This is a genomic window from Paraherbaspirillum soli (genome assembly GCF_042654985.1).
Lineage (GTDB): Bacteria > Pseudomonadota > Gammaproteobacteria > Burkholderiales > Burkholderiaceae_D > Paraherbaspirillum > Paraherbaspirillum soli.
Genome location: NZ_JBHSMT010000013.1, coordinates 208,695 through 234,081, shown reverse-complemented (window position 1 = coordinate 234,081; position 25,387 = coordinate 208,695). Strand labels below are relative to the sequence as shown.

Genomic DNA, 25,387 nt, shown 5'->3' with positions numbered 1-25,387 from the left:
AATATATGCAAAAACAACTATCCAACCTGATCCTCACCGCGCGCAGCGAGCGTGCCGTCGCCAGTCAGCTGGCCGCTAACGGCATGACCTTGCTGGCCTATCCATTGGATGACGGCGTGCTGGTCGGCATCGGTTACGACGGCAAAAGTGGCCACGTGGTGGATGCCGAACTGGTATTGCGCCGTCGCGGGCAACAGATGGCGCGTTACGGCAGCTGGTTGCCGTCGATGTTCGTGGACGGTAGCTATTTTTTGGTGAGCCGTCTTGACGCCAGCGATCCGGCGCAGAATGCCCTCGATTCGGCTACGCTGGACTTGGCGGCGGCGCAGGAATTGCTGGCATGAATGCGGTCGGCGGCGGATTGCCGCGTGGCGGCGGCCGGTCGATTGCTGGCACCGCCGGTGATATCCGCAATCTGGAGCCGGCCCGGGTCACGCGTCAGACGCTGCGTACGACGACAGCCGACGCCGCGGAAATTGCCGACCAGGATTTCAACCAGCTAGCGGCTGCCCTGGCGCAGCCGACGCACTTGGTGGATCGTCCGCTGGCGCCGCTGACCGATTTCCTCGGCCCGCTGCTGACAGTCGCCAATCCGGCCTGGAGCGGCGACCCGGTGCCGCGCATGCGCGACCTGCAAAAAGTGCTGGTGGCGCATTCGCTGACGCTGGATCGGGCCGAGCGCGGTCCGTGTCTGGCCGCGATCTCGGTGGTGGAACACGCCGTTACGCTGCGTCTGCGCCTGCAGCAACTGCGCATGTCGGAACTCGACATGCTGGACCTCGACAGTAACAAGGAAAGACGATGATGCCTGCAACGCAATCCGCAATCGAGTTGACAACCAAGCCCGCGGTCAAGTCCGCGCCCATGCCGGCGGAATTGGTGCTGGCCATCGGCCTGATCTGGGGTCATCTGAGTGCGCGCCAATTTGAACCCGCCTATCAACTGGCAATCGCCTGCCTCTGTGTCTGGCCAGATCAGCCGACCCCGCGCCTGATGTCCGCCTACGCGGCGGTGGAACTGGGCTATCCGTTGCAGCCGGACACGCTGGCAGCCTTGCACAGCGCCGCCTGTCCGGAGTGGTCCGGGCTGGTGTTCCGCCGTGCTCAACAGCGTTGGGACGACAGCCGGAGCGCCGCATGATGCACGAACTGGTAATACGCGTAAACGACTTTGCGGGGGAGGTCGCAAAACGTGCCGAACTGATGGCGGCGGCGGTCGTCATCGCGATCGTCATGATGCTGGTGCTGCCGATGCCGATCTGGCTGCTGGATATCCTGATCGCGGTCAATCTGTGCTCCGCCGGCTTGATGGTGGTGGTGTCGATGTATATGTCGGGACCGACCGCATTTTCCACTTTTCCTACGGTATTGCTGATTACCACGCTGTTCCGGCTGGCGCTGGAGGTTTCCACCACGCGCCAGATCTTGCTGGAAGCAAACGCCGGTCATATCGTCGAGACCTTTGGTAATTTTGTGGTGGGCGGCAACCTGGTGGTCGGCCTGGTGGTGTTCCTGATTTTGACGGTGGTGCAATTCATCGTCATTACCAAAGGTTCCGAACGGGTGTCCGAGGTCGCGGCCCGCTTTTCTCTCGATGCGATGCCGGGCAAGCAAATGTCGATCGACAGCGATTTGCGCTCGGGTTTGTTGACGCCGGATGAAGCCAAAGCCAAACGCTCCGAACTTGCCACCGAAAGCAAGCTGCATGGGGCGATGGACGGCGCCATGAAGTTCGTCAAGGGGGATGCGATTGCAGGCATTTTCATTGTTGCGGTGAACCTGATCGGCGGTATCTCGATCGGCGTGCTGCAGCACCAGATGGCTGCCGGCGAAGCGATGCGGGTGTACTCGGTACTGACCATCGGCGATGCGTTGATCGCGCAAATCCCGGCGCTGCTGATTTCGCTGACGGCCGGCATGATCACCACCCGCGTCACGCGCGACGATGGTGCCGAAGGCGAAGAGAAAAGCAATATCGGGCAAGACATTGTGGGCGAGTTGTTCAGCGAACCGAAGGCCTTAATCACCGCCAGCGTGATCATGCTGTTGTTCGGCCTGATCCCGGGCATGCCGACCGTGGTTTTCTTTTTGCTGGGGGCCGGCCTGTGTGCCGGCGGCGCGGTCGGATTATTGTTGCCGAAAGCGCGCACGGAAATGCAGCGCCGCGAAAATGCATCATCCAAACCGGGAGTGTCCGATCTTCTGACCTTCGCTGCGACTCGGCCGTTCATGATCCGCATGCCGACCGCGCTCAAAGACACGCCGATCGCGGCAAAGATCAATACCGCGGTAAGAGTCATGCGTAACGACGTGCTGCTGCGGCGCGGCATTCCCGATTTGCCGATCATCGATTTCGAGTATTCGCAGCATGTCCCTGAAGGACGGATTCACTTCCTGATGTCGGAAGTGCCGCTGGTCGATGCCGAGATTCGCGCCGGCTATGCGGCAACGGTCGAGTCGGTCGAGCGGCTGGAAGAGCTGGGTTTCAGTGCCGTCGAGGACGGCCTGGCCGGCACCCGGCGGCGTCGAGTCTGGGTCCAGAACGATCAGCCGGAACAGCTGACCGAAGCCGGCGTCCTGCACGAACCTTGGGAGAAGGTGTTTGCGGCCGATGTCGAAGTCGAAATGATGCGCAACTGTCAGATGTTTCTCGGGGTGCAGGAAGTCCATCGCTTCGCCGACTGGGCCGAGCGCCGGGTGCCGGGGTTGGCGAAAGAGCTGGCCAAAGGGGTGACCCATCCGCGTCTGGCCGAGGTGATGCAAAGACTGGCGAAGGAAGGCGTGTCCTTGCGCAATATCCGCCTGATCCTGGAGACGGTGCTGGAGTGGTCGCCCAAGGAGCGCGATCCCGACATCGTGGCCGACTATGTGCGGCTGGCCCTGAAGCGTCAGCTGTGTCACGAAGTCGCGCGCGACGGCTTGATCGAAGTGGTGTTGCTGTCGCCCGAACTGGAAGACACCTTGCGCAATGCGATGCGCCAGACCAGTCAGGGCAGTTACCTGGATATTGCGCCTGACATAGAGCAGATGATTCTCGACAAGCTCGGCGAACTGGTCGGCACCGGCGGCACCGCCGCCGCGACGCCGGTATTGGTGACTGCAGCAGACATCCGGCGCGCTGTGCGCAAGATGATTGAAGAAGAGTTTTTTGCGATTCCGGTATTCGCGTTTTCGGAATTGACCCAGCACTCGCGGCTACAGCCGGTCGGCATGGTTGAGTTATAGGCACCTCTGGGGACTTCGCCGCGAAAGGAGTCACCCGGGGACATAGTTTATGAGACGCCGCAGCGTGCCGAATTACTGTGTCCCTGTGTGACGGGCTACGGAGTGTGGACGGTTGCATTCGGTTGTTCAGTTTTTTGGGGGAGCTAATTCGGTTGCTACTCCGTGGATGCAAGCCGGGGGTGGCCCGGCAGCCACTCACTTTTCTTGCTTCGCCAAGAAAAGTAAGCAAAAGAAGGCGACCGCAAAGCCACTGCCTTCCCTTCGGTCAGGTCCCCAAATGTGCCGTCTATCAGTCGGGTGTGAAGGCAAACTCGCTGCGCTCAGACAAGCCTTCCCACAATTCCCGACTGACAGCCGCCACATTTGGCAGCGTCCCAATGCGGAATGCACGTCAAAAGCAACGTCAACAGCAACGTCAACCGCAACCGCAACCGCAACCGCAACCGCCTACCCTCTATCGCAATCAGTCTCCGAAAATAATCCATACACCAGCAATGCCAATCGGATGGAACCCGCACCGCTCACGCGCCACTCATCAGCAATACCCGCAAATCCAACTCACGAGAGCCATAGCATGATGTACGAACTGCGAATTTTGAACGGCCTGCATCGGGGCGCGACACTGCCGCTGGATGATCATCCGCTGGTGATCGGTTCCAGCGAAACGGCCGATGTGGTGCTGGTCGATCCTGGCGTGGCCGAACGTCATGCGACGTTGAGCCGATCCGATACCGGCTGGATATTGGCGGCCGACAGCGGTCCACTGTATTCGAGCGACGGCGAACAGGCGCAGAAGGTGCTGGATCTGGTGCCCGGCGAGTGTGTCCGTCTCGGTCATGTATGGCTGGTCGTGGCGGTTGAAGGCGAGGCTTGGCAAGCGGTTCCGCTCGATAGCGGATTGGGGCGCTTCGATCCGACCGAACTGGAGCAACCGCTGGCGCTGACAACGGAGGCGCCGGCGAGCACAGAGGCGGCGTCGGCGGACGATGCGACGACAAGCATGGCAGAACAAGCTCCGCGCACCGCCAAACGCGGCGGCATCCGCAAAATGCTGTACGCGTCGATCGGCGTGCTGACCGTGCTATGCGCGGCAGCGGCCTACGCGATCAGTTCCAAGCCGCCTGCCATACCCGCGCCGAAAAAGGCAGATATCGCCAAAGAACTGGGTCTCAAACCGGCTGGCGCCGATCGCTTCGAGCGCGAATTCGGCATCGGCGGCACCGCCGGCAGTGCCGAGCTGACGCCGGAGCAGTTGCGCAAGGCTTTCCGGCGTCGCTTGTCCAGTGCCGATCTGCTCAGCCGTTTCGACCTGACTTTGGGCGACCACGCATGGGACATGCGGGCCGACCTGGACGATGATGAGGCGGCGCGTTTCGAGCGGGTATTGGCCGCATTTATCAAAGAGAATCACATCAGCTTCCCGGTGCGGGCGCGGGTGGTGGGCGCGGAAAACATGTTGCCGTTCACGATCCGTCAAGTCATCTCGGGCGCCAACGCCAGTGTCGTGACGGAGGATGGCGAGCGGCTGTATGTCGGCGACGAATCGCACGGCATGAAGGTGGTCTCGATCCAGGATAACCATCTGGTATTTAACGGCAAGCGCAAGGTCGAGGTGCGCTGGTGAACGTCGCAGTGGACCATGCTGCCGCTCAGGAGCGGACGCTGGCGCAGGTCGGCGCGCAAGCCGCCGGCTGGCTGCGGCGCTTGCCGGCGACACCAGGATTCAGCAGTCACGGCAAGGTGGCGCAAGTGTTGGGGACCTTGATCGAGGCGCATATGCCGCCGGTTGAAATCGGCGAGTTATGCCAGCTGATCAATCCGGCCCAGCCGGATAAGCCGATGCTGGCCGAGGTGGTCGGCTTTACCGACCGTGCCGCGATCCTGTCGGCCCTTAGCCCGCTGGAAGGGGTGTCCACCCGCACCGTGATCGAGCCGCTGCGGCGGATGCACACGATCGAGGTCGGCGACCATTTGTTCGGCGGGGTACTGGACGGCTTTGGCCGCATGCAGTTCCGGGCGCCTGCGGCGTCGGAAGTGGTCTCGACCTGGCGCGAGACGGTGCCGGTGATCCGCGACGCGCCCAAGGCCACCGACCGGCCGCGGATTGCGACCTTGCTGCCGACCGGGGTGCGGGCGATCGACGGTTTGCTGACGATGGGGCGCGGCCAGCGGATCGGTGTGTTCGCCGGTCCCGGTTGCGGCAAGACCACGCTGATGGCGGCGATCTCCCGCGGTTGCCACGCCGATGCCATCGTCTTCGGCCTGATCGGCGAACGCGGCCGCGAGCTCAATGAATTCCTGGAGCATGAGCTGGATGCCGAGCTGGTGAAAAAAACCATCATCGTCTGCGCTACCTCGGACCGCACCTCGATGGAGCGTTCGCGTGCCGCATTTACCGCGACCGCCATCGCCGAGGCGTTTCGCGCCCGCGGCAAGAATGTGCTGCTGCTGGTGGATTCGCTGACCCGTTTTGCGCGGGCCCAGCGCGAGATCGGTCTGGCCGCGGGAGAGCCGCCGGCGCGCGGCGGCTTTACGCCATCGGTGTATACCATGCTGCCGCGCCTGATCGAGCGCGCCGGCAATGTCGCTTCGGGCTCGATCACGGCTCTGTATACGGTACTGGTGGATGGTGAGAACAGTTCCGACCCGATCGGCGACGAGGCGCGCTCGCTGTTGGACGGACATATCATCCTGACCCGCAAACTGGCGGAGCAGGGGCATTATCCGGCGATTGACGTGTTGGCCAGCATCAGCCGCGTGATGAGCAACGTTAGTAGTTCGGAACAGCGCAAGGCGGCCTCGCAGTTCCGCCAGCTGCTGACCCAGTATCAAGAGATGGAGTTGCTGATCCGGCTCGGCGAATACAAACCCGGGCGCGATGCGCTGGCGGATCGGGCGGTGCAATTGCGGCCGGCACAGATGGATTTCCTGCGCCAGGACACGCGTGAATCTTCGGCCATCGACGAGACGCAGGAACGGCTTGCGGCATTGGCGGCATGAGTGCTCGCCAAAGCTGCGACAGCATGGGCCGCAAGCGTTCAAAGCGCGAGCCGATCGATGTCGCCGAGAAGAAAAAGGAAGACAAAAGCCTGGACAAGCTGATCGGCGTGCGGCGCCAGCGGCTGGACCGGCTGGAGTTCGAGCGGATCGAAGCGCGCCAGCAATGGCGCCAGCAGCGCACCCGGCTGCGCCAGGAAAAGCAGGGCTGGAGCGATGCCGTGGCGCAGGCGCAGGATTACTGGCAGCAAGCGCGGGCCGGTTTTTTCAAGATGGCGACGAGCAGTGGTCAATTCCGTCAGAGCAAAGCGGTGTACGAGCGCTTGAAGCAGTCCGCCGCGCTGTTGCGCCAGCAGGCGCGTCAAACGGTGGCGGTCTGCCGCAGCGCCGGCCGCACGTTTTTCGACGCCAACCGGCATTTGTCCGAGGCCCGGCGGCAGCTGGAAAAATTGTCGATTTTGCGTGATGAGATAAGACTGCAACGACCACCGGAGGACGATTGAGATGTCGAACGTACACCACAGCGTGCATAAGCCGCCCCTGCCGCCGGTCCATCATCAGCAGAACCAGCGGCGTGCCTCGCCGCCAGCCTCGCCTTTCACGCCCAAAGCACGCCCAGCCGCTAGTGCAGCCGCTGCACCTGCGCCTACGCCGGCTACGGTGCGCAGCGCGACCAATGCTGTGCCGAATAAAACCGCGCTGCGGCGCGCCGGAGCGCAAGCAAGAGCCGCCGCAGAAGACGATGGCTGGGGCGAGGATGGCCCGCTAATGGGCGAAGGCTTGCCGCTGCATCAGCCGAATCTGCCGCGGCAACAACAGGGGCAGGAACAGGACGGTAGCGACTCGGCCGACGCCGGCGAGGTGTCGTCTGTTGCCAAGGCAGCCGCATTGCAGGAGCAAGGGCTGGAACTCGATACCTTGGCCGACGCCATCCTGCCGATGGCCGGCGAGCACGGCATCTTCGAGCTGATACTGGGCAATGGCGACAGCCTGGGCGTCGTGGTTAACCGCATGCCGAACAAGACCAGTTTGCTGTTGTCGCCGTCGAGCGCGGCCCTGGGCGAGCAATTAAAACGCGGCCGAATGGAACTGGAAGGGCGTCTGGCGCGACGTATGGGAAGAGATTTGGATCTCACCATACTGTAATTCGCCGGACCCCTCCGTCAGGAGAGCATTCTACTGACAGCGCGGACCATTTTTCCGAAGGCTCGCCATGCCAGATTTTTTTATCAATACGCCCGATGCCGGGGATGCCGTAGCGGTTGCGATCAGCGCATTCGCCAGCATATCGCCCGAGCAGGCGACGCTGTCGCGCCGGATCGGGCGCGGCCGCCATATCCGCCAATCGTCTGCCGAGGGCGACATTGCGCTCAGCTTGTTCTTAGTCGCTAACGGCGAGAGCATGACAGCGACTACCGATGCGCTGACCCTGGTCGGCCCTTACGGCAGCATTCAATTGACCCAGGGCGTGCGCGTAATGCGGGCGCTGAGCGGGATCGACTTGGGCGATGCGCCGGTCGATGGCGACGCTGCGCAGTGGCTGCAGGCGGCCGTGCTGGGGCGCTTGCAGGCGACCCCGTTTGCCGCTGCTACCCAACTCATGCGCGGCGCTCAAACAACATTTTCCGATGGCGTCGCGCTGCAACTGGTGGTGCGCAGCGCGCAGCATGCGGTGATTTCCGAGATACGGGCCGAGGCTGGCGCCATGCTGGCCTGGCTGTCGGACGGCGGCTGGCGCAACGCCCCGGATGCGTTCGATCACTGGGCCGATCTGACGCTGTCGTGGCCGGTCTCGCTGGCTAGTCATGCGCTGGAGGCATCGGCACTGTCAGGCCTTCAGGCCGGCGACGTGATCGTGCCTGCTACCCCGCGTTTCCTGTGCGGCGGCGAAGGCGATCTCGGTTTGGGGAGCGTCGCCGCCCGGGTTCAATATTTAGCGCCTTGCTCGCTGCAAATCATCACTCTGGAGAAAAAATTGGAACAAACCGATTACCAACAAGAATTTGATCAAGTGTCAGCCGGCGCCGATTTGCCGCCAGCGGCAACCGAGGACGGCGGGCCGTACACCACATTGGATCAGGTGCCGGTGCTGCTTGAATTCCGGATGGGGCAGGTCTCCATGACGCTGGGCGAGTTGCGCACGCTGGCGGCCGGCAACATCCTGCAGATCAACGGCGGCTCGCCGGAATCGGTGGCGATTGTAGTGGCCGGCCGCACGCTTGGACGCGGCGAACTGGTCGAAGTCGGCGCCCAGCTCGGGATTCGCATCGTGCAGTGGGCCGGCGCATGCTGAACGGTCAAACCGATGTCGTCTCGTTCGCGGTCCTGCTCGGACTGCTGTCGCTGGTGCCGCTGATTGTAGTGACGACCACATCGTTCCTGAAAATTTCATTGGTATTGCTGGTGCTGCGCAACGCCATCGGGGTCCAGCAAGTGCCGCCGACTCTGGCGATTTACGGCATCTCGCTGGCGATGAGCGTCTTCATCATGGCCCCCACCGTGCAGGAAATCGGCAAGCGCGTGATGGCGGTGGAGACGCGCAACGTCGACGTCCGTTCGGCGCCGATGCTGGAGCAGGCCAAGCAAGCGTTCGAACCGCTGCGCGACTTCATGCTGCGCTTCAGCAAACCGGACCAACGCGAAATCTTCCTCAACTCCGCCAAAAAGTTGTGGCCGAAAGACGTTGCCCGCGAAGCCACGTCGAGCGACTTGCTGGTGCTGATCCCGGCGTTCGTCGTATCCGAGTTGCAAACCGGTTACCAGATCGCCTTCCTGATCTACATCCCGTTTGTCGTGATCGACCTGTTGATCGGCAACCTGCTGATGGCGCTGGGCATGCAACAAGTCAGCCCGCAAACGATCTCGATCCCGCTCAAGCTGTTGCTGTTCGTGCTGGTCGATGGCTGGGGTAAGTTGTTGAATGCGTTGGCGATGTCGTATTTGTAGGGGGCGTAGGTTGGGCTGCAAAGCCCAACGTTTGGCGGCGATTAAAGAAATGTTGGGCTTTGCAGCTCAACCTACGCACTACGGGGGGTGTGGTTGCCGTTGCCTTTGACGTGCATTCCGCATTGGGACGCTGCCAAATGTGGCGGCTGTCAGTCGGGAATTGTGGGAAGGCTTGTCTGAGCGCAGCGAGTTTGCCTTCACGCCCGACTGATAGACGACACATTTGGGGACCCGACCAACGGGAGGGCAGTGGCTTGCGGTCGCCTTCTTTTGGTTCCTTTTCTTGGCGAAGCAAGAAAAGGGACTGGCTGCCGGGCCACCCCCGGCTTGTATCCACGGAGTAGCAACCGTATTAGCTACCAAACAAACCCGTGCAAACGCATGTACTCCGTAGCCCGTTAATAGGGGTCAGAGTAATTTACGCAAAAATCCGCGTAAAAAAACTCTGACCCCAATTAACTACCGGCCCGTTTGATTAAAGGAAATCCCCATGCCCGATACACTAAATTATTTCCAACAAGGCCTATGGCTAGTCATCGCCATGTCCGCCCCCCCGCTGATTGTCGCCACCCTGTTCGGCTGCCTGATCTCCATCATCCAGGCCATCACCCAAATCCAGGATCAGACCCTGCCTTATATCGTCAAACTGATCTCGGTCGCCGTCACGCTGGCCCTGATGGGGCGCTGGCTGGGCAGCGAAATCATCCAACTTACCGATACCGGCCTGTCGCTGGTATCGACCATCGGCCGATAGCCATATCGCCAACCACACGGAGCATCATGGCGACCACACTTTTTATCGACGCCCAGAACCTGCTGGTGTCGATGGCGCTGATTACGCCGCGCTCTTATATATGCCTGGCGATTTTGCCGTGCTTCGGTTCCCGCACCCTGGTCGGGATTATCCGCAACGCGGTGGCGATCGCGATTGCCCTGCCGGCGCTGTTGCCGACTTATACCTTTGTGCAGGAGATCCAGCCGGGCTACCTGCTGGCGGGCGCACTGGCGTTCAAAGAGGCCGCCATCGGTGGCATGCTCGGCGTGCTGCTGGCGATGCCGATCTGGGTGGCGCAGGCTATCGGTTCGATCCTGGATGCGCAACGCTCGCCGATCCAGATTCAATCCAACAGCGATCCCGACGCCAGCGCTACCGGTTCGCTGCTGATGCAGGCGGTGGTGGTGGTCATGATCCAGGCCGGACTGCTGGTGCCGCTGGTGCGCATCACGATCGACAGTTACGGCATCTGGCCGGCATTCAGCCTGATGCCGCCGTTTGAGACGGGTCATATGGAAGTGGTGATGCAGCGCTTCGGCGAATTCTTCTGGCATATCGTGGTGTATGGCGGGCCGGTCATCATTCCTTTGCTGCTGATCGATTTCGGCTTTGCCATCATCGGCGTCTTTGCCTCGGGCCTGCAGGTATCCTTCGCGTCGTCGCCGATCAAGAGCCTGACTGGACTGTTCATCCTGTTGGCGTATTTCGCGACGCTGTCGCATTACGTCAACAACGATTTTGCGCACATGCTGGATCTGGCGGCGCAGCTGTTGCAGGCGGGCGGGCGGCCGTGAGCGAAAAGACCGAACAACCCACCGACAAGAAGGTCGACGACGCGCGTAAATCCGGGCAAGTGGTGGTCAGCCGCGACCTGGCGAAATTGTGCACGCTGGTGGCGGTCGGCGAACTGGCGTTCGGCACCGAAAAGATGTGGCGCGAGTCGATTCAGGCGATGATGAATCTGGCCTTCATGCGGGTCGGACAGTCGTTCCCGGAGGCGATGTGGGAAATGGCGACTGCGGCCGGCACCACGCTGCTGGTGGTATTTTGCACGCTGTTCGTCACCTGTACGGTGGTCGGCGTGTCGGCTTTTTGGGGGCAATTCGGGGTGCTGATTTCGCCGGAAGTGATCAAGCTGAGTTTCGATAAATTGAATCCGGTGAATGGCGTGAAGCAGCTTTTTTCCAAAAAGAAGCTGGGCGAAGTGGCGCTCATGCTGCTGAAGACGGCGGTGATCGGGCTGATGGTGTATAGCGTGATTCGCGAACAGCTGCCGACCATCGTCAAATTGTCCGGCGGCGAGCCCAAGGATATTTACTTCGGCTTTATCGTCATTCTGCATTCGGTGTTTCGCACCATGGCCGGGGTTTGCCTGTGCTTCGGGCTGGTCGATTTCGGCCTGCAGAAATACTCCCACACCAATTCGCTGAAGATGAGCATGGACGATATCAAGCGCGAATATAAAGAATCGGAGGGCGATCCGATGGTGAAGGGGATGCGTAAGCATATTGCGCAGGAACTGGCGATGTCGGCGCCGGTGGCCAACACCGAGAACGCCAACGCGGTGGTGGTCAATCCGACCCACTTTGCGATCGCGATGCGCTACGACCCGAGCGAGGTGCCGGTGCCGATGGTGCTGGCGAAAGGCAAGGATGAAACCGCGCAGGCGATGATCGCGCGAGCGCGCGAGTGCGGCATCCCGGTGATCCGTCATGTGTGGCTGGCGCGGGCCTTGTACGCCACCGGCCAGGCCGACCAGGTGATCCCGAAATCGACCTACGAAGCGGTGGCGCACGTTTATGCGGTGGTCGAGGAATTGCGCCATGCCGATCAGATGGGGCAGGTATTTGAGTTGGAAAGTTTTGGCGAAATGCCGGGAGGATAAGCGGAATGAACACACCTGCAAAAGTAGCGCATGGCACGGCAGCGCCCAGGCCGTCCGCTATAAAAGATAAGGAAAAGATCAAGCAAGCGCCGCGCGATGCAAGCGCTTCGGTGTCACTGCAAGAAAGTCTGGCAGCGAACCAGGAGCCGATCTCCTGCCTGCCTGAACCGGCACTGGTGGCCGGTGCCGAGGCGGTGGTCAGCGCCATCGATGCTGCGCTGACGGCGGATGGCCTGGCCTGGCTGATTGCCGATCTGACCGGCGGCGCCGGAACGGCCAGTGCGATAGTCGCAGGCGGTGCGCGGCCGGCGAGCGAGATCGACATCGACAGCGCCGGCGCACGGCCGACAAGCGTGATCGGCACTGACGCTCCGTTCGGCGCCGACGACCTGCCGCCGCCGGTCGAGGTGGTTGGCATTAGCGACCGGACCGCCTATTTGGCCATGAGTGGCGCGACCGGCAGCGTGTCATTGCGCGCGCCGCTGTTAAGCAAAAGGCACGAAGCCATTCCGGCGGTGAAGCCAAGCAAGCGCGGCGCCAGCGATGACCGCGACTACCTCGATGTCAGCGATCCGTCCGATGCCTTGGACTGCGGCGGGTATCACGCGGACGGCGATGGCGGCTTGCTATAGCACGTTACGGGGTCGCATACACCGGTTCGCAGCGCACCTCGGTCTTGACCGAGTTGGCGATGTAGCACTCTTCATGTGCGCTGTGGTGCATTTGATCGACTTCCTCGCGGCTCGGCATGTGCTCGCCGGAGAAGTGGACTTCAGGCCGGAGCGTGACCACGGTCATCGCAATCTTGCCCTCGGCGTTCTTGTCCATGACGCCCACCGCCGCATCGAAATAGCGGTCGACGCAAAACTTGCGTTTGGCTGCGATGGCCAGGAACCACAGCATGTGGCAGCTGGACAGCGCGGACACGAATGCTTCCTCCGGATCGACCGCTGCCGGATCGGACATCGGCGGCGGAACCGAAAGCGGGGACGAGGAGCCCGGAACCTCGACGCCGCCGTCAAACCGCAGCAGGTGCTTTCTGCTGTAGCGATGACCGAGGAAATCCTGCTCGCCGCGGAGCCAAAGTACTTCTGCTGTGTATTGGTGGGACATTATTTTTCCTTTCGTGTTGCACCATGGCACTAGTCGGCGACATTTATATCAATAAGTAATGGTCACCGTCAAATTATCCTGATACGACCCTGCATGCGGGTTCTGACTGCCGGGTATGCGGCCATAGACGGTGTAGGGGCGCACTGTCGGGGTCAATAGGACGACGTAATTGTCGGACACGGTGGAAGTGCCGGCGCTGCCGTCGCCCCACACATTCAGTCGGGTGGTGTTTGTATACAAGTTGTAGTTGAGGGAGTGGGTGCCGGATACCAGTTTGCGGGTGGCGTAGCTGCCGTTGCCGGTACTGAGCGTAATGGTGTAGTTGACCGGGCTGACGACCAGGGTGGCGGTGCAGGTGACGTTGATGGTGCCGCTGCCGTCGGCATTGGCGCTGCCGGGCGAGGCATAGCTGCCAAACGCGATGCCGGTCACGGCGCCGGTGCAGGTGACCAGCTGCGCGCGTGCGCTCCACGGCAGCGCCAGAAGAACAATGCAGGCTGGCAGCCACTTTATTCGCTGTCTCATTTGATCTCCTGGCGACAGGCATAAGGGCCCAATTTCGGAAACGGTTCCGGCTTGGACTGCGCTTCGATGCGGAAGCTGCAGCGTGCGCGGGCGCTGGCGTCCAGCACGACGATGGTGGCGGGGAACTCGATCTCCGGCATGAATACCTGTCCGCGTAATGCGACTTCCTGTTCCTCATTTTTGCCATTGATCCGAACCCGGGTGCCGGTGGCTAGCGCAACGCCGTTTTCATCGGTCAGGATCAGGGTTGCGCTTTTATTTTGCTGTGCGCTGAATTGTAAAAAAGTCCCGGATCTTGGGCCGGGAATCACCGACTTTTGCGCCAAATCCAGCGACATCGACAACGGCAGCCCGGAATCGTCCAGGTTGACCTGATTGGGTTCATAAGGAACCAGGCGTGGAATCATGCCTATGCCGTATTGGTCGGTCTGGCCGACCTTGATGTTGTTGGCATAGATATCGATTGCCGGCATCGGCGGCACCTCTACCATGGCGAAACTTTGATCCAGCCAGCGCGTTGCCCGCACATGGCCGCCGAGCAGGGCGATGCCGCCGCGGGCTTCCAGCAGCTGGTTGCTGGAGGCATTCATGCGGTTGGCGCTCAACATGACATCGCCTTTGGTGCCGCTGTAATCGATGCCGATATCCGCGCCGCCGTTGGCCAGCATGGCTTTGCGCGCCCGATAGCCCCAGCCGCCTGCGGCCGGCGCGACCTGCTGGTAGCCGGCGCTGAGCGAGCGGTTGCCCGCTTGTCCGCTGGCGGTCATTTGCAGCAGGCTTTGGTGCTCAAGCGGGATTACCCAGACCGCGTTGACCGATAGCAGGCGCTCCTGGCTTAGTGCTTTGAGCAGGCCGACGCTGAGCGTTCCGGCTTGACGGAAATTGAAGTTGACCCCGGCATTGATCGCCCGCACATCGTCCTGGCGGCGATTGACCTGGCTGACATAGCCGAGCGAGAGTGTGGCGCGGCGGCCGGCGACGACGCTGGCTTGTGCCTGAATCAGTCGGGCCGGAGCCGGCGCGCTATCGTCGAGGCCGAGTTGCCAAAAGCGGGCGCCAGCGGTTTGGGCGCGCACGGTCAACGCATAAACACTGTTTTGACGGTCGAATTGCAGGTATTGCTGGATGTCGCCGGCATGCTCCGCGTGGCTGGCGGCCAGGCCGCCGCTGAGCAAGCCTAGCCGGTCGATTGCGAGGGTCATGCCGAGTCCGGCGGATTGGCGGCCGCGCATGAGTTCAGCGTGGCTTTCGATAGTTGCGGAGTTGCTTAAGCCATACCGTAGCGTGCCTGAACTAAAGATTTGACCGTAGCGGCTGTCCTGGCGGCCGAAGTTGTCGCGCAGGGCCCCGATCTCATACGAGACATCCTGGGCGCCTTGCCGCAGCAACTGGGCGCTGGTGATATAGCTTTGGGTCGTGACTTGTTGTCGCCCCAGTACATCGTGCACCACCATTTGCACATTGCCCTGGCCGCTGAAAACCGGCAGGTTGTTGATGGTGAACGGCCCGGTTTCAACCGGCTGGCGCAGCCGCAAGATGTTATTGACGTAGATGTCGACCGTCGACGGCGCCGCCGCCGTGCCGCTGATGGTCGGCAAAGGGAGAGGCTGGAAGCCGGGGATGGTTGAAAAATTGGTCTTCCATTGCAGGCCGCCGAAATAGACATGACGCGAGAGCGCACTGGCGCCGCTAATGCTGTCGCCCACCACCAGCGTTGCTTGTTGTTGCGGGAAGTCGCGCGCGTACTGGCTGTCAAGCCGGAATAGCGAACGTTTTCCGGTCAGTTCCAATCCGATGAAACGGCTGGTGAACGTACCGCTGCCGTTGAATATGCCCAGCTCGGACAGGCCGGAAAGATTGTCGGCGGCTGGTCCCCTGGCGTAATTGAGGTCGTAGTTTAAAAAAGCGCCGGTGGCGGCTGCCGCCCTGGTGTGCGGCAGCGACGACAGACGATCTTCGTTGCCGTCGTATATGGCGGCGACGAAAGCTGCCGGCGCGGCGTCGATGTTGAGCGTTTGCGTTGTGCTTTCGATCTCGCCTTGCAGTCCGGGCAGGGCATCGAGCGGGTAGTAATCCTGACCTTGCCGGTTGACGGCAGGAACCGCGGGCGCACCCGGCAGGCGCAACCTTGCAGCAGTCAACAATTGGGCCGGCACCATGATGCGCCGATCCGAAGCCAGCAGAATCAGCATGCTATCCGTCAGCATCTTGTGGTTGACGCTGACGGCCAATAAGACTTCCTGTTCCGCCGCTGACTTTTCGGCGGCTGCCGGCATCGGAGTTTGCCATGCAATCAAGCTAGCGGCCAGGCACTTGGTCAGCCCCCAACGTGAGGTTTTCTTCAATCTCGCCCTTATCTGTTTGAATTTGCAGACGCACTTTGCCGGGTTGGATTTTGCCGCTTTCCAGCCGCCATTCCTTATGCTGACCGGGCAGCACGTACGCCGTGGAGGTGATCTGCAAACTGCCGTTGCTGTCGCTGTTAGCTAGCCTGATCTGTTGAATCTTGGCGTGGACGTTGCCCTCATTGCGCGCCGCCAGCACCGGCCCGGTCGCTGCCTGCTGCAGTGTCCAGGACACCATTTCGCGTCCTTTCGCGGGCGCGATGAAGACCGGGATACTGACTCTTAACAAGGTTCTTAAACCCGAGGCTGGTGCTGCGCCGGAAGGGACTTCCTCAACCAGCAAGCGATAGCTGGCTTCCGCCGCCGAATTCGCCGGATGCCGCAGACCGAAGCGCACATATTGAGTTTGCCCTGGTTGCAGCGCAAAAATGGGCGGGTTCAACAGCACGGCATCGGTGTCCGTCAAGACTTCCTGGCGACCGTCGGTGCTCCAATCGACTGCGCCGACCTGCACCCGCACCGGATCGGCTCCGGCATTCCTGACTTGCAGCACCGCAGACGGCCGCTGCGGCGTCAGATGGAAGCCGATCGGATTGACGCTCAACGAGGCCGCCGCGCCCGCGTTTGCCAGCCCGATGCCTAGCCCGATTGCCAACGCAATCCGCCTGGTCTGATGACTTAAGCGCATAGGCGGGCGTGCCTAAAAGGTCACGGTAGCGACCACCGTATCGGTATAGGTAGCCGCTTTCGCCGAGGTCTGGCCGGAAGGGATGCGGGCATAAATGGTGAGCGGGGCGGCGGCGCCGGTGCCGGTTACCGCACTAGGGGCGGTGCCCGCTGTGTTGCCCCAGGTGGTCGAGCGGCCGGAGTCCGAAAACAGCGAATAGTTCAGGTATACCGGCGTCCCGCCGCCGCTCGACAGGCGGCGTAAAGGCACGGCGTCGGTGGAGCCGGTATTGGCATTGGCGCCTTGCCCAAGCGTGATGACCGGACTCGCGCCGACGGTGCAAGTGGTGGTGACGCTGGCAGTGACGTCCTGATTGCTGGCGGCATTGGTGACGATCGGGTCATAGGTGGTGGTGAAGCCGGTGGTGCCGATGCTGCAATTGTCGGACACGGTGACGGTATTGGTCATGTTGGCCGTGGCGGTGGCGGCAAATGCAATGGAAGTGCTGGCGGCTAAAGCGATAGTCAAAGCGGTATTTCGAACAGACTTTTTCATGGCTGATCTCCCGATTGATATTGGCTCTTGCAGTACCTCTTTGTTTTGCAGTGTGGAAATGTTTTCTTTGGTTAATTATTGACGTCGATGGACGGGTAGTCAACTGTGATTTATGCACTGGATTTTAATGTTGCTTTTAAAATGCAACATTTGTATGATGACGCCATCGCGGATGGTTTATCCGCAATTTGTCGAAAGCAAGACCATGCAATTTACCAAGTTCACCGATTTCGGTTTACGCGTTCTGATGTATCTGGCGGCGACGCCGGAGCAGGGCGTCATCACCGTGGGCGAACTGGCGCAATCTTTCGACATCCCGAAAAACCATCTGAACAAGGTCGTCAACCGCATGGTCAAGCTGGGCTGGGTCACGGCGACACCCGGCCGCAACGGCGGCTTGCGGATGGCGCAGGCGCCTCAAAACCTGCATCTGGGCGACATCCTGAGCGCGCTGGAAGGGCATCCAAGCCTGGTCGATTGCAACAAGCCGCCTTGCGTTTTGAGGGGCAATTGCCATTTGAAGCAGGTGTTGGATCTCGGCCTGGCTGAGTTTTATGCCAGCATGAACCGGCACAGCCTGGCCGAACTGATCCAGCAGCCGACCGCCAACGTGATAGCGCGCATGCATTTTCAGCCGCCTTCGTCCGCGTTGGCCTGATCCCTGAATTTTTGTTGGTCCACGTGCTGTAACGCACAGCATGCACGTGGGAGTTTTTTGCCTTAATTGTAGTATTTTAAATGACACAATAGGAGTGATTCATGATTTCAGCAAGTGCCCGTCCCTACATTGCCGCCTCGGTTCCCGTGTTGCGCGAGCATGGCGAAACGATTACGCGTTGTTTTTACCAACGTCTGTTTGACGCCCATCCCGAGCTCAAGAACATCTTCAATATGAGCAACCAGCAATCCGGGGTGCAGCAGCAGGCGCTGGCCTCCGCCATTTTTGCCTATGCCGCCAACATCGACAATCCGGATGCGCTGGCGCCGGTGATCGGCCGGATTGTGCAGAAGCACGTCAGCCTCGGCATCCGCGAGCAGCATTACCCGATCGTAGGGGAGCATTTGCTGGCGGCGATAGGCGAAGTGCTGGGCGCGGCGGCAACGCCGGAACTGCTGGCGGCGTGGGCCGAAGCCTACGGCCTGTTGGCGGATGCCTTGATCGCGGAAGAGCGCCGCCTGTATCAGGCGCATGGGATCGAGCCGGGCCAGCATCGCCAGGTCACCGTGGTGCGCAAGGAACAGGAAAGCGCCACCGTCACCTCGTTTTACCTGGAGGCGACCGACGGCTTGCCGCTGCCGGCTTTTCATCCCGGCCAATACATCAGCGTCGCCGTCACGGTGGAACAGCTGGCGCTGCGTCAATTGCGTCAATACAGCTTGTCCGACGCGCCGGATCAAACCCACTGGCGCATCAGCGTCAAGCGCGAGGGGGCCAGCGCCGAGAATCCGGCCGGTATGGTGTCGAACCTGTTGCATGATCAATTCAATGTCGGCGACCAGCTATGGGTCAGCCCGCCCTGCGGCGATTTCGTGCTGGACCAGGATGCGGCGACGCCGCTGGTATTGATCAGCGCCGGGGTCGGCATCACACCAATGATGAGCATGTTGCATGGCAGCTTGCAGCAGAATCCCGAGCGCCGCATCAATTTCCTGTACGCCACGCTGAATGGCCAGCACCACCCGTTGAAAGCGGAACTGGCCGACTTGCGCGATCGGCATCTGCAATTGGCGTCACACATCGCCTACCAGACGCCAACCGCGGAAGACAGCTCCGAGCAGGACTTCCAGCAGCAAGGCTATTTGCAGCTGGCGCAGCTGGATCAGGATTGGCTGCCATTGGACGGCAGCTATTTCATGTGCGGCCCGACCCCGTTCATGCAGGCGCAACGGCAGGCATTGCTGGCCCGCGGCATCGCTGCGCATCAGATCCGGCAAGAGGTATTCGGGCCGTCGTTGCTGGAGCATTTGCAATAAATTGCCGGTGATGACTGGCGGGCACCTCGAAAAACCGTAGCGAGCGGCTCAAGGTCGGGGAGAGAAGCGCAGCCGTACGGAGGTACGGCGAGCATCGCTCCCGAGATTGGGCTGCGAAGTAGGTTTTTCGAGGTGCCTTGGCGATTGACAAATCATCTTGTCCCTACCTGTCGAATCAGCTTCCAATGAGTCTTGCGACGCTCCGGATCTTTGTTGATGCGTGCGCTCGTGAGTAAGGAAGATGGTTTGACAGGGAAATAATGTTGTTCTGAAATGTAAATTGCTTATTGGAAATGTTGTAGATATACTTCGTTTCCTTTTGGAAAGAGGTCATTCGAACAATGATTTGCTTTTCAAAAACATTTTAGATAGCAAGACATTACTTTCAGGGGGGGCTGTGTGCGGTTATTCAAATTGATGGGGCGCCTATTGGCTCATGGGCGCTTATGCCGCCATGGTCGTGTTGTACGTACAGAAAATTTGACACGTGGAATGACGTTGTTGGTGTTGACCGGCTGGCTGTCGACGTTGGCCCCGACAGCGTCGGCCATCACGACTGAGCATTACTTTCCGCTCGCAGTGGGAAATCATTGGGTGTATAGCGTTTCCGATGATCCTGACGTGAGTACCGTGTCTGTCGTAACAAAGCCAGGTTCTATTGATTCCGGTGCTAGTACAACCCTGTTTGAATGGTCGCCCGGCAATAAATCTTATGTTTCCAGAAATATAGTAGATGGATTTCGACTCCACTACGACGACGTGAACACCACAGCGCAACTGCGGTGTACGCCATTCTTCAGCCAGCCCATCACCTATCTGCCGGCCGAGGTCACGCCTGGCCAAGCGTTTGTAGGTAATACAACGGTGGTTTGTCCATATGCCGAGGGGCAGTCTGTCCTGATGGACATAAAACGGGAAGCGCGTGTTGTGGGTGTCGAAAGAATCGCAGTTCCTGCTGGGATCTATGACACGTTGCACTTGGAGGAGAAGTTCACTCAGCACATGAAGATACAAGATCAAGGGCGTGATCACGATTTGGTGTACAAGTCACAAAATGACAGCTGGTTTGCTTATGACATCGGCGTAGTGAAGCAGTGGTGGATATCTAACGGATATACCATCGATGGCGTGCCAGCACCCGATGACCGGTCGTCGGAGACCATGCTTCTGATCGAAACCAACCTCTCCCAAAAATTCAACGAGCAAAAGGACGACGGCGAATCCGATTGCTGCACCGGCGACCCGATCAATTTTGTTAGCGGCAATCACTTCCAGACCGAACAGGATTACACCGCCGTCGGCGCATTTCCGCTACACCTGGAGCGTTTTTATAACAGCCGGGCCGCCGCGCAACAAAGCTTCGGCCTGAACTGGCAACACAACTACGCCGCATCGGTGACTTTGATTACCACCGTCACGCCGAACAAGGCGCTGGTCACGCGCCCCAGCGGCAAGATGTACACCTTTACCTGGGGCGGCAGCGGCTGGGTCAGCGACGCCGATGTGACCGACAAGTTGTCGCTGACCACATTCACCACCGGCCAGCTTGCCAGTGCGACCTACATCAACGCCCGCGACGAGGTGGAAAGCTACGACGCCAGCGGCAAGCTGGTGGCGGTTAAAAACCGGCAAGGCTTGACGCATACACTGGCCTATGCAAATAACGATAACCGTGTGACCTCGATCACCGACAGCTTCGGCCATGTGCTGGCGATCAATTACGACGCCACTACCAAGCGCATCAGCAACGTCGTCGATCCATCCGGTAAAACCATCGCCTACGGCTACGACAACTTGGGCCGCCTCACCGACGTCACCTATCAGGATGGCAAGGTCCGCCGCTATCACTACAACGAATCCGGCTACACCCAGCAAACCGATTTGCCGCAGGCGCTGACCCGCCTGGACGATGAGAACGGCAGCACTTTCGCATCGTGGCATTACGATACCAATGGCCGCACGCTGTCGTCCGAACATGCGCTCGGCACCGAAAAGGTCTCGATCACCTATAACGCCGACGGCAGCCGGACCATTGCCGACGCGTTCAATCTGGCGCGGCAATTTTCGGCGCAATCGATATTGGGCGTGTCCAAGCCGACGACGCTCTCGGTGCCGTGCAATACCTGCCGCGACGGCTCCATCGCCAGCCATGCGTATGACAGCAACGGCAACCATACCTCGCGCATGGACTTCAACGGCAATCTGACCACGTATCAATACGGCGCCCGCAATCTGCAACTCAGCCGCACCGAAGCCGCCGGCACGCCGCAAGCGCGCACCGTCAGCACCGCCTGGCACCCCATTTTCCGGCTGCCGGCCCAGATCGCCGAACCGAAGCGCCTGACCAGCTATGCCTACGATGCATCCGGCAACCTGCTCAGTAAAACCGTCCAGGCCACCAGCGACGCTACCGGCAGCCAAGGTCTGACGGCGACTGTGATCGGCGCGCCGCGCACCTGGACGTATACGTATAACAATCGCGGCCAGGTCGTGACCGCCACCGATCCGCGCACCGATGCCGTATACAAGACCAGCTACACCTACGACGGCCAGGGCAACCTGAACACGATCACCAACCCGGTCGGACTGGTGACGACGCTGTCGAACTACGACGCCAACGGCCGCGTCGGGCTGATTGTCGATGCCAACGGCACCGCCACCACCCTGACGTACAACCCACGCGGCTGGCTGACCGGCAGGACCATCAGCGCCAACAACACGAGCGAGACCACCAGCTACAGCTACGACGGCGTCGGCCAACTGACCCAGGTCACGCTGCCCAACCATGCCACGGTCAGCTACAGCTACGACCCGGCGCACCGCTTGACCAAGGTCACCGACAGCATCGGCAACAGCATCGGCTATACCTACGACAACATGGGTAACCGGATCGGTACGCAAGTCAACGACCCGAGCGGCGCCTTGGCGCTGCAAAGCAGCCGCGTGATGGATGGCTTGAATCGCTTACAAACAATTACTGGAGCCATGCAATGAGCGGGCGTTTCATTTCCAAGAGCATCGTCGGTGCCGTCCTGCTGCTGGGCAGCCTCCATGGCTCGATCGCTGCCGCGCAAACGGCGCCGAACCCGGCCACCAGTTTTGAATACGACGCCATAGGGAATCCGACCAAGATCATCGACCAGCTCGGCCGCGTCGCGACACAAAGCTACGACGGCCTGGGCCGCTTGATCCAGCAAACGCAGCAAGCGCCGATGGCCGGCGGCAGCAACCCAACCGTCAGTTACAGCTACGATGGATTGGGCCAACTGAGCACGGTCACCGACCCGCGAGGCTTGGTGACCAGTTATAGCGCCGACGGCCTCGGTAACTTGACCAGCATTAGCAGTCCCGACACCGGCACCACCACCAGGGCATTCGATGCGGTCGGCAATCTGACAACCAGCACCGACGCCCGCGGCAAGACCACCAGCTACAGCTACGACGGCATCAATCGACTGACCCGGATAGCCTACGCCAGCGGCACCCCGACCCAGTTCGAATACGACGGCGGCGCGAGCGGCGCGCCGAACGCGAAAGGCCACCTGACGCGGATGATCGACGGCTCGGGCCAGACGACCTATGCCTACGACGGCTTCGGCCGCTTGCTGAGCAAGGTCCAAACCATCGTCAGCGGCGCCACGGCCACTAGCCGCTCCATCAGCTATACCTACGGCGGCAGCGACAACGCCGCCGGCATGCTGGCCAGCATGACCTACCCGAGCGGCAACCGGATCAACTACGGCTATGACACGGCCGGCCGGGTCAACATGCTGTTCTTGAACCCGACCAATGCGACAGGCGGCGGCACCAATGCCGGCAGCACGATTCCACTGTTGACCGGCATCGGCTACCAAGCGTTCGGCGCGGTCAACGCCTGGACCTGGGGCAATAGCAATGCGCTCAGCAGCAGCACCTACGCCCGTGGCATCGACCTGAACGGCCGCATCACCAGCTACCCGCTCGGCGACCTGCTGAACAACGGCACCAACCGCAGCATCAGCTACGACGCCGCCGGCCGGATTGTCAGCAGCAGTCACATCGGATCAGGCACCGGCAACAACGCCCCGGCCAATTACAACCAGGGCTACGGCTACGACAATCTGGACCGTCTGACCAGCGTCACCGGCAGCAGCGGCGCCAACAACCAAAGCTTCCAGTACGACGCCAGCGGCAACCGTATCCAGGCGACATTCGGCGGCAGCACCTATGCCGATATCATTGCCGCCAACAGCAACCGGCTAAGCGCGATTGCCGGATCCGCGCCGCCCAAGAACATCAGCTACGACGCCGCCGGCAACCTGATCAGCGACAGCAGCATCAGCTACACCTACAACGACCGCGGCCGCATGGTCAGCGCGACCAACGCCGGCAATACCGTCACCTACAGCCATAACGGCATCGACCAGCGGGTGCAAAAGCAAGGCCCGGCAACCATTGTTGCGACCGGCAGTAACAGCTATGTGTATGACGAAGCGGGCCACCTGATCGGCGAATACGACGTCAACGGGCAAGTGATCGAAGAAACGGTATATCTGGGCGATCTGCCGGTCGCGGTGTTGAAACAAACGGTCACCGGCAGCGGGGTGAATCAGATCACGGCGACCAATGTGTATTACGTCTATGCCGACCACATCAACACCCCGCGAGTGATCACGCAGGCGAGTGATAACAAGATGGTGTGGCGTTGGGACAATGCCGATCCGTTTGGGATGCTGCCGCCGGATGAGAATCCGAGCGGACTGGGAGTCTTCACGTACAACCAGCGCTTCCCGGGGCAGTTGTATGACAAGGAAACCAATAATTTTTACAACATCCATCGGGACTATGATCCGCAGCAAGGGCGGTACCTCGAATCTGATCCGATCGGGCTAAGCGGCGGCATCAATACCTATGGTTATGTCGGAGGCAATCCAATAATTCGAATTGATCCTCGTGGACTCGATTGGCGGGAGTCAATTAACAATTGGTGGAGTAGCTCTGTAGCTGCTGCCCGATCAGAAAGCCCGCTTGAAGCCTTCGATAGATCTATTTCTGGTTTCCCTGCAGGAGTTGAAATAGTAGGCGCAGGTGGGGTAATTAAGGGCGTCCTAGCCGGGGTACTCAAAGGGGTTGCTGCTTGTGAGATTAAAGCGACAAATGCAATTACCAAGGGCGAGCAAGTCACTGAAGAAATAATCAGGAAAGCAATGGAAGGTGCTCCCTTAAGCTCTCAGCAACGAGGTGGCATATCGTTGCCAAGGGTGCAAGAGTATGTGGAAAGACTTATTCAAGGCGAGGTTGCTCCAGCTATCAAAGTCGACGAAGGGATAATCGTTGATGGGAATCATAGATATGTTGCTGGTCGTGTGCTCGGTATTGAACCGGAAATCCAATCTTGGGCAGGAGGCCGACCGAGTAGTGTTATTCCTTGGAGTAACATTCCAATTAATCCGGAGGCTTGGGGATGGTGATTATTCGTTGTGAAACCGGTGATGATGTGACCATCGAGGAAAACACCCTTGTTGGCGCTTCTTTGGCAAATCTAAATTTGCACAGGGCATTGTTGGACAGATCGGACTTAACTGGGGCTGATCTTTCGGGGACAGAGTTACGTTCGGCATGGATGGAAGAGGCGAATTTTGCCAATGCAACTCTGTGCTGCGCGAATCTTGCCGCTTGCAACGCATCGCACGCCAATTTTTCGCTGGCAAATTTGAGCGGCACAATGATGCGCAGTGGAATTTTTGAAGAGGCAAATTTCTCAAATGCAAATCTGAACGCGGCTCGTGTCGGAGGTGCCTGCTTCGTTAAGGCAAATCTTAAGGGCGCAGATGTCAGATGCGAGGGTTTGGAAAATGCGGATTTGTCAGGTGCTTTAGCGGATGCCAATACACAGTGGCCGGAAAATTTTGATCCGATCCAAAGAGGGGTAATTTACGCATCGTAAAGTGAGAGAAAGTGGGATATTGACTATTTTTTGTCTATGGAGCTTGTCACATTCTTGGAGAATTTTGAGACTATTAAATCTGCAAGGAAGATCGCGCTATATGTTTGCGGCCAATTGTCTTCACGATATTTATAAAGTCATAAAATGGTGGTACATCAATTAGAGTGACGCAACTGAATATGAAGCTCAATGAGAAATTGAATGCCGTTTCTTCCAAAGAGACACTTGCCATGTTCGTGCAGGATTTAAGACAAAATTTGTTGACCTCTCCTGATGAATGGGAGAGCACTAGACTTGAATCTTTTTTAGAAGCACTTTCGGCTTGGATCACAGATATGGATGGCTATTATATTAATCAAGGTATTTTGCCTCCTGAGCAGCCGACTTGGAAAACAGTCGCAGAAATGCTTCTCGCAGCTAAGACATACGAATAAACATTTATACCTATGTCATTG

Annotated in this window: 25 protein-coding genes; 20 read left to right on the top strand and 5 right to left on the bottom strand. The window is 59.7% G+C overall.

The genetic code is table 11. From position 1 onward, the window contains the following. Positions 1 to 5: 5 nt before the first annotated feature. From ACFPM8_RS08615 to ACFPM8_RS08550, 14 genes are all read left to right on the top strand, one after another. On the top strand, positions 6 to 344 hold the full coding sequence (locus tag ACFPM8_RS08615) for a hypothetical protein (protein WP_378997075.1): 339 nt from the start codon (positions 6 to 8) through the stop codon (positions 342 to 344). Beyond that, positions 341 to 805, top strand: coding sequence for a hypothetical protein (locus ACFPM8_RS08610; protein WP_378997074.1), 465 nt, complete (start codon positions 341 to 343; stop codon positions 803 to 805). The genes ACFPM8_RS08615 and ACFPM8_RS08610 overlap by 4 nt, the downstream gene beginning before the upstream one ends. Continuing rightward, positions 802 to 1,140 (top strand): hypothetical protein, encoded by a 339-nt coding sequence (locus ACFPM8_RS08605; RefSeq protein WP_378997073.1) that lies wholly within the window; start codon positions 802 to 804, stop codon positions 1,138 to 1,140. Before ACFPM8_RS08610 ends, ACFPM8_RS08605 begins: the two co-directional genes overlap by 4 nt. Continuing rightward, the gene (gene sctV, locus ACFPM8_RS08600; RefSeq protein ID WP_378997072.1) at positions 1,137 to 3,224 is read left to right on the top strand and encodes a type III secretion system export apparatus subunit SctV; all 2,088 of its coding nucleotides are present in this window, start codon (positions 1,137 to 1,139) and stop codon (positions 3,222 to 3,224) included. The genes ACFPM8_RS08605 and sctV overlap by 4 nt, the downstream gene beginning before the upstream one ends. 574 nt (positions 3,225 to 3,798) lie before the next feature. Then, complete coding sequence (locus ACFPM8_RS08595) at positions 3,799 to 4,848, top strand: FHA domain-containing protein (RefSeq protein WP_378997071.1); 1,050 nt, start codon at positions 3,799 to 3,801, stop codon at positions 4,846 to 4,848. 38 nt (positions 4,849 to 4,886) lie between these two features. After that, positions 4,887 to 6,224 carry a FliI/YscN family ATPase gene (locus ACFPM8_RS08590; protein WP_378997436.1) on the top strand — a complete coding sequence of 446 codons (1,338 nt, stop codon included), beginning with the start codon at positions 4,887 to 4,889 and terminating at the stop codon, positions 6,222 to 6,224. After that, a complete protein-coding gene (locus ACFPM8_RS08585; RefSeq protein ID WP_378997070.1) occupies positions 6,221 to 6,724 on the top strand; it encodes a hypothetical protein in 504 nt (167 codons plus the stop codon). The genes ACFPM8_RS08590 and ACFPM8_RS08585 overlap by 4 nt, the downstream gene beginning before the upstream one ends. Before the next feature lies 1 nt (position 6,725). Further along, positions 6,726 to 7,367, top strand: coding sequence for a hypothetical protein (locus ACFPM8_RS08580; protein ID WP_378997068.1), 642 nt, complete (start codon positions 6,726 to 6,728; stop codon positions 7,365 to 7,367). Positions 7,368 to 7,434: 67 nt separating this feature from the next. Then, positions 7,435 to 8,514: a FliM/FliN family flagellar motor switch protein gene (locus ACFPM8_RS08575; RefSeq protein WP_378997066.1), complete on the top strand. Its 1,080-nt coding sequence runs from the start codon at positions 7,435 to 7,437 to the stop codon at positions 8,512 to 8,514. Continuing rightward, a complete protein-coding gene (sctR, locus tag ACFPM8_RS08570; RefSeq protein ID WP_378997064.1) occupies positions 8,508 to 9,167 on the top strand; it encodes a type III secretion system export apparatus subunit SctR in 660 nt (219 codons plus the stop codon). The genes ACFPM8_RS08575 and sctR overlap by 7 nt, the downstream gene beginning before the upstream one ends. Before the next feature lie 490 nt (positions 9,168 to 9,657). Next, entirely contained in the window at positions 9,658 to 9,921 is a 264-nt protein-coding gene (sctS, locus tag ACFPM8_RS08565) for a type III secretion system export apparatus subunit SctS (RefSeq protein ID WP_378997062.1), read from the top strand. Between the two features lie 26 nt (positions 9,922 to 9,947). Beyond that, the gene (gene sctT / locus ACFPM8_RS08560; RefSeq protein ID WP_378997060.1) at positions 9,948 to 10,736 is read left to right on the top strand and encodes a type III secretion system export apparatus subunit SctT; all 789 of its coding nucleotides are present in this window, start codon (positions 9,948 to 9,950) and stop codon (positions 10,734 to 10,736) included. Continuing rightward, positions 10,733 to 11,827 carry a type III secretion system export apparatus subunit SctU gene (sctU, locus tag ACFPM8_RS08555; protein ID WP_378997058.1) on the top strand — a complete coding sequence of 365 codons (1,095 nt, stop codon included), beginning with the start codon at positions 10,733 to 10,735 and terminating at the stop codon, positions 11,825 to 11,827. The genes sctT and sctU overlap by 4 nt, the downstream gene beginning before the upstream one ends. Before the next feature lie 5 nt (positions 11,828 to 11,832). Then, on the top strand, positions 11,833 to 12,459 hold the full coding sequence (locus tag ACFPM8_RS08550) for a hypothetical protein (protein WP_378997056.1): 627 nt from the start codon (positions 11,833 to 11,835) through the stop codon (positions 12,457 to 12,459). A gap of 4 nt (positions 12,460 to 12,463) precedes the next feature. On the opposite strand, the gene ACFPM8_RS08545 is transcribed toward ACFPM8_RS08550, so the two are convergent. The 5 genes from ACFPM8_RS08545 to ACFPM8_RS08525 are packed head-to-tail and all read right to left on the bottom strand — an operon-like array spanning position 12,464 to position 17,032. Beyond that, the gene (locus ACFPM8_RS08545) at positions 12,464 to 12,940 is read right to left on the bottom strand and encodes an OsmC family protein (RefSeq protein WP_378997054.1); all 477 of its coding nucleotides are present in this window, start codon (positions 12,938 to 12,940) and stop codon (positions 12,464 to 12,466) included. A 48-nt stretch (positions 12,941 to 12,988) separates the two neighbouring features. Next, complete coding sequence (locus tag ACFPM8_RS08540; protein ID WP_378997052.1) at positions 12,989 to 13,465, bottom strand: Csu type fimbrial protein; 477 nt, start codon at positions 13,463 to 13,465, stop codon at positions 12,989 to 12,991. Then, positions 13,462 to 15,810 carry a fimbria/pilus outer membrane usher protein gene (locus ACFPM8_RS08535; protein ID WP_378997050.1) on the bottom strand — a complete coding sequence of 783 codons (2,349 nt, stop codon included), beginning with the start codon at positions 15,808 to 15,810 and terminating at the stop codon, positions 13,462 to 13,464. Before ACFPM8_RS08535 ends, ACFPM8_RS08540 begins: the two co-directional genes overlap by 4 nt. Beyond that, positions 15,764 to 16,498: a fimbrial biogenesis chaperone gene (locus ACFPM8_RS08530; RefSeq protein ID WP_378997048.1), complete on the bottom strand. Its 735-nt coding sequence runs from the start codon at positions 16,496 to 16,498 to the stop codon at positions 15,764 to 15,766. The genes ACFPM8_RS08535 and ACFPM8_RS08530 overlap by 47 nt, the downstream gene beginning before the upstream one ends. 12 nt (positions 16,499 to 16,510) lie before the next feature. After that, positions 16,511 to 17,032 carry a Csu type fimbrial protein gene (locus tag ACFPM8_RS08525; protein WP_378997046.1) on the bottom strand — a complete coding sequence of 174 codons (522 nt, stop codon included), beginning with the start codon at positions 17,030 to 17,032 and terminating at the stop codon, positions 16,511 to 16,513. A gap of 154 nt (positions 17,033 to 17,186) precedes the next feature. Here ACFPM8_RS08525 and ACFPM8_RS08520 point away from each other — a divergent pair, with 154 nt between their 5' ends. From ACFPM8_RS08520 to ACFPM8_RS08495, 6 genes are all read left to right on the top strand, one after another. Then, positions 17,187 to 17,690, top strand: coding sequence for an RrF2 family transcriptional regulator (locus ACFPM8_RS08520; RefSeq protein WP_378997044.1), 504 nt, complete (start codon positions 17,187 to 17,189; stop codon positions 17,688 to 17,690). 101 nt (positions 17,691 to 17,791) lie between these two features. Next, entirely contained in the window at positions 17,792 to 19,006 is a 1,215-nt protein-coding gene (gene hmpA / locus ACFPM8_RS08515) for an NO-inducible flavohemoprotein (protein WP_378997042.1), read from the top strand. A 1,161-nt stretch (positions 19,007 to 20,167) separates the two neighbouring features. Next, entirely contained in the window at positions 20,168 to 22,000 is a 1,833-nt protein-coding gene (locus tag ACFPM8_RS08510) for a DUF6531 domain-containing protein (RefSeq protein ID WP_378997040.1), read from the top strand. Then, positions 21,997 to 24,456, top strand: a complete 2,460-nt coding sequence (locus ACFPM8_RS08505) for an RHS repeat-associated core domain-containing protein (RefSeq protein WP_378997038.1) — start codon at positions 21,997 to 21,999, stop codon at positions 24,454 to 24,456. The genes ACFPM8_RS08510 and ACFPM8_RS08505 overlap by 4 nt, the downstream gene beginning before the upstream one ends. After that, entirely contained in the window at positions 24,450 to 24,932 is a 483-nt protein-coding gene (locus ACFPM8_RS08500) for a pentapeptide repeat-containing protein (protein ID WP_378997036.1), read from the top strand. The genes ACFPM8_RS08505 and ACFPM8_RS08500 overlap by 7 nt, the downstream gene beginning before the upstream one ends. A gap of 179 nt (positions 24,933 to 25,111) precedes the next feature. Beyond that, a complete protein-coding gene (locus tag ACFPM8_RS08495; protein WP_378997034.1) occupies positions 25,112 to 25,366 on the top strand; it encodes a DUF7660 family protein in 255 nt (84 codons plus the stop codon). Positions 25,367 to 25,387: the final 21 nt, after the last annotated feature.

Bases quoted from the DNA above. Each gene is read 5' to 3' on its own strand.
- ACFPM8_RS08585 (WP_378997070.1), top strand. From the start codon at position 6,221: ATGAGTGCTCGCCAAAGCTGCGACAGCATGGGCCGCAAGCGTTCAAAG.
- sctV (WP_378997072.1), top strand. From the start codon at position 1,137: ATGATGCACGAACTGGTAATACGCGTAAACGACTTTGCGGGGGAGGTC.
- ACFPM8_RS08540 (WP_378997052.1), bottom strand. From the start codon at position 13,465: ATGAGACAGCGAATAAAGTGGCTGCCAGCCTGCATTGTTCTTCTGGCG.
- ACFPM8_RS08550 (WP_378997056.1), top strand. From the start codon at position 11,833: ATGAACACACCTGCAAAAGTAGCGCATGGCACGGCAGCGCCCAGGCCG.
- ACFPM8_RS08510 (WP_378997040.1), top strand. From the start codon at position 20,168: ATGCTTCTGATCGAAACCAACCTCTCCCAAAAATTCAACGAGCAAAAG.
- ACFPM8_RS08595 (WP_378997071.1), top strand. From the start codon at position 3,799: ATGATGTACGAACTGCGAATTTTGAACGGCCTGCATCGGGGCGCGACA.
- sctR (WP_378997064.1), top strand. From the start codon at position 8,508: ATGCTGAACGGTCAAACCGATGTCGTCTCGTTCGCGGTCCTGCTCGGA.
- ACFPM8_RS08605 (WP_378997073.1), top strand. From the start codon at position 802: ATGATGCCTGCAACGCAATCCGCAATCGAGTTGACAACCAAGCCCGCG.
- ACFPM8_RS08580 (WP_378997068.1), top strand. From the start codon at position 6,726: ATGTCGAACGTACACCACAGCGTGCATAAGCCGCCCCTGCCGCCGGTC.
- ACFPM8_RS08505 (WP_378997038.1), top strand. From the start codon at position 21,997: ATGAGCGGGCGTTTCATTTCCAAGAGCATCGTCGGTGCCGTCCTGCTG.
- ACFPM8_RS08575 (WP_378997066.1), top strand. From the start codon at position 7,435: ATGCCAGATTTTTTTATCAATACGCCCGATGCCGGGGATGCCGTAGCG.
- ACFPM8_RS08500 (WP_378997036.1), top strand. From the start codon at position 24,450: ATGGTGATTATTCGTTGTGAAACCGGTGATGATGTGACCATCGAGGAA.
- ACFPM8_RS08615 (WP_378997075.1), top strand. From the start codon at position 6: ATGCAAAAACAACTATCCAACCTGATCCTCACCGCGCGCAGCGAGCGT.
- ACFPM8_RS08545 (WP_378997054.1), bottom strand. From the start codon at position 12,940: ATGTCCCACCAATACACAGCAGAAGTACTTTGGCTCCGCGGCGAGCAG.
- sctT (WP_378997060.1), top strand. From the start codon at position 9,948: ATGGCGACCACACTTTTTATCGACGCCCAGAACCTGCTGGTGTCGATG.
- ACFPM8_RS08520 (WP_378997044.1), top strand. From the start codon at position 17,187: ATGATGACGCCATCGCGGATGGTTTATCCGCAATTTGTCGAAAGCAAG.
- sctS (WP_378997062.1), top strand. From the start codon at position 9,658: ATGCCCGATACACTAAATTATTTCCAACAAGGCCTATGGCTAGTCATC.
- hmpA (WP_378997042.1), top strand. From the start codon at position 17,792: ATGATTTCAGCAAGTGCCCGTCCCTACATTGCCGCCTCGGTTCCCGTG.
- ACFPM8_RS08525 (WP_378997046.1), bottom strand. From the start codon at position 17,032: ATGAAAAAGTCTGTTCGAAATACCGCTTTGACTATCGCTTTAGCCGCC.
- ACFPM8_RS08495 (WP_378997034.1), top strand. From the start codon at position 25,112: ATGAAGCTCAATGAGAAATTGAATGCCGTTTCTTCCAAAGAGACACTT.
- ACFPM8_RS08610 (WP_378997074.1), top strand. From the start codon at position 341: ATGAATGCGGTCGGCGGCGGATTGCCGCGTGGCGGCGGCCGGTCGATT.
- ACFPM8_RS08530 (WP_378997048.1), bottom strand. From the start codon at position 16,498: ATGCGCTTAAGTCATCAGACCAGGCGGATTGCGTTGGCAATCGGGCTA.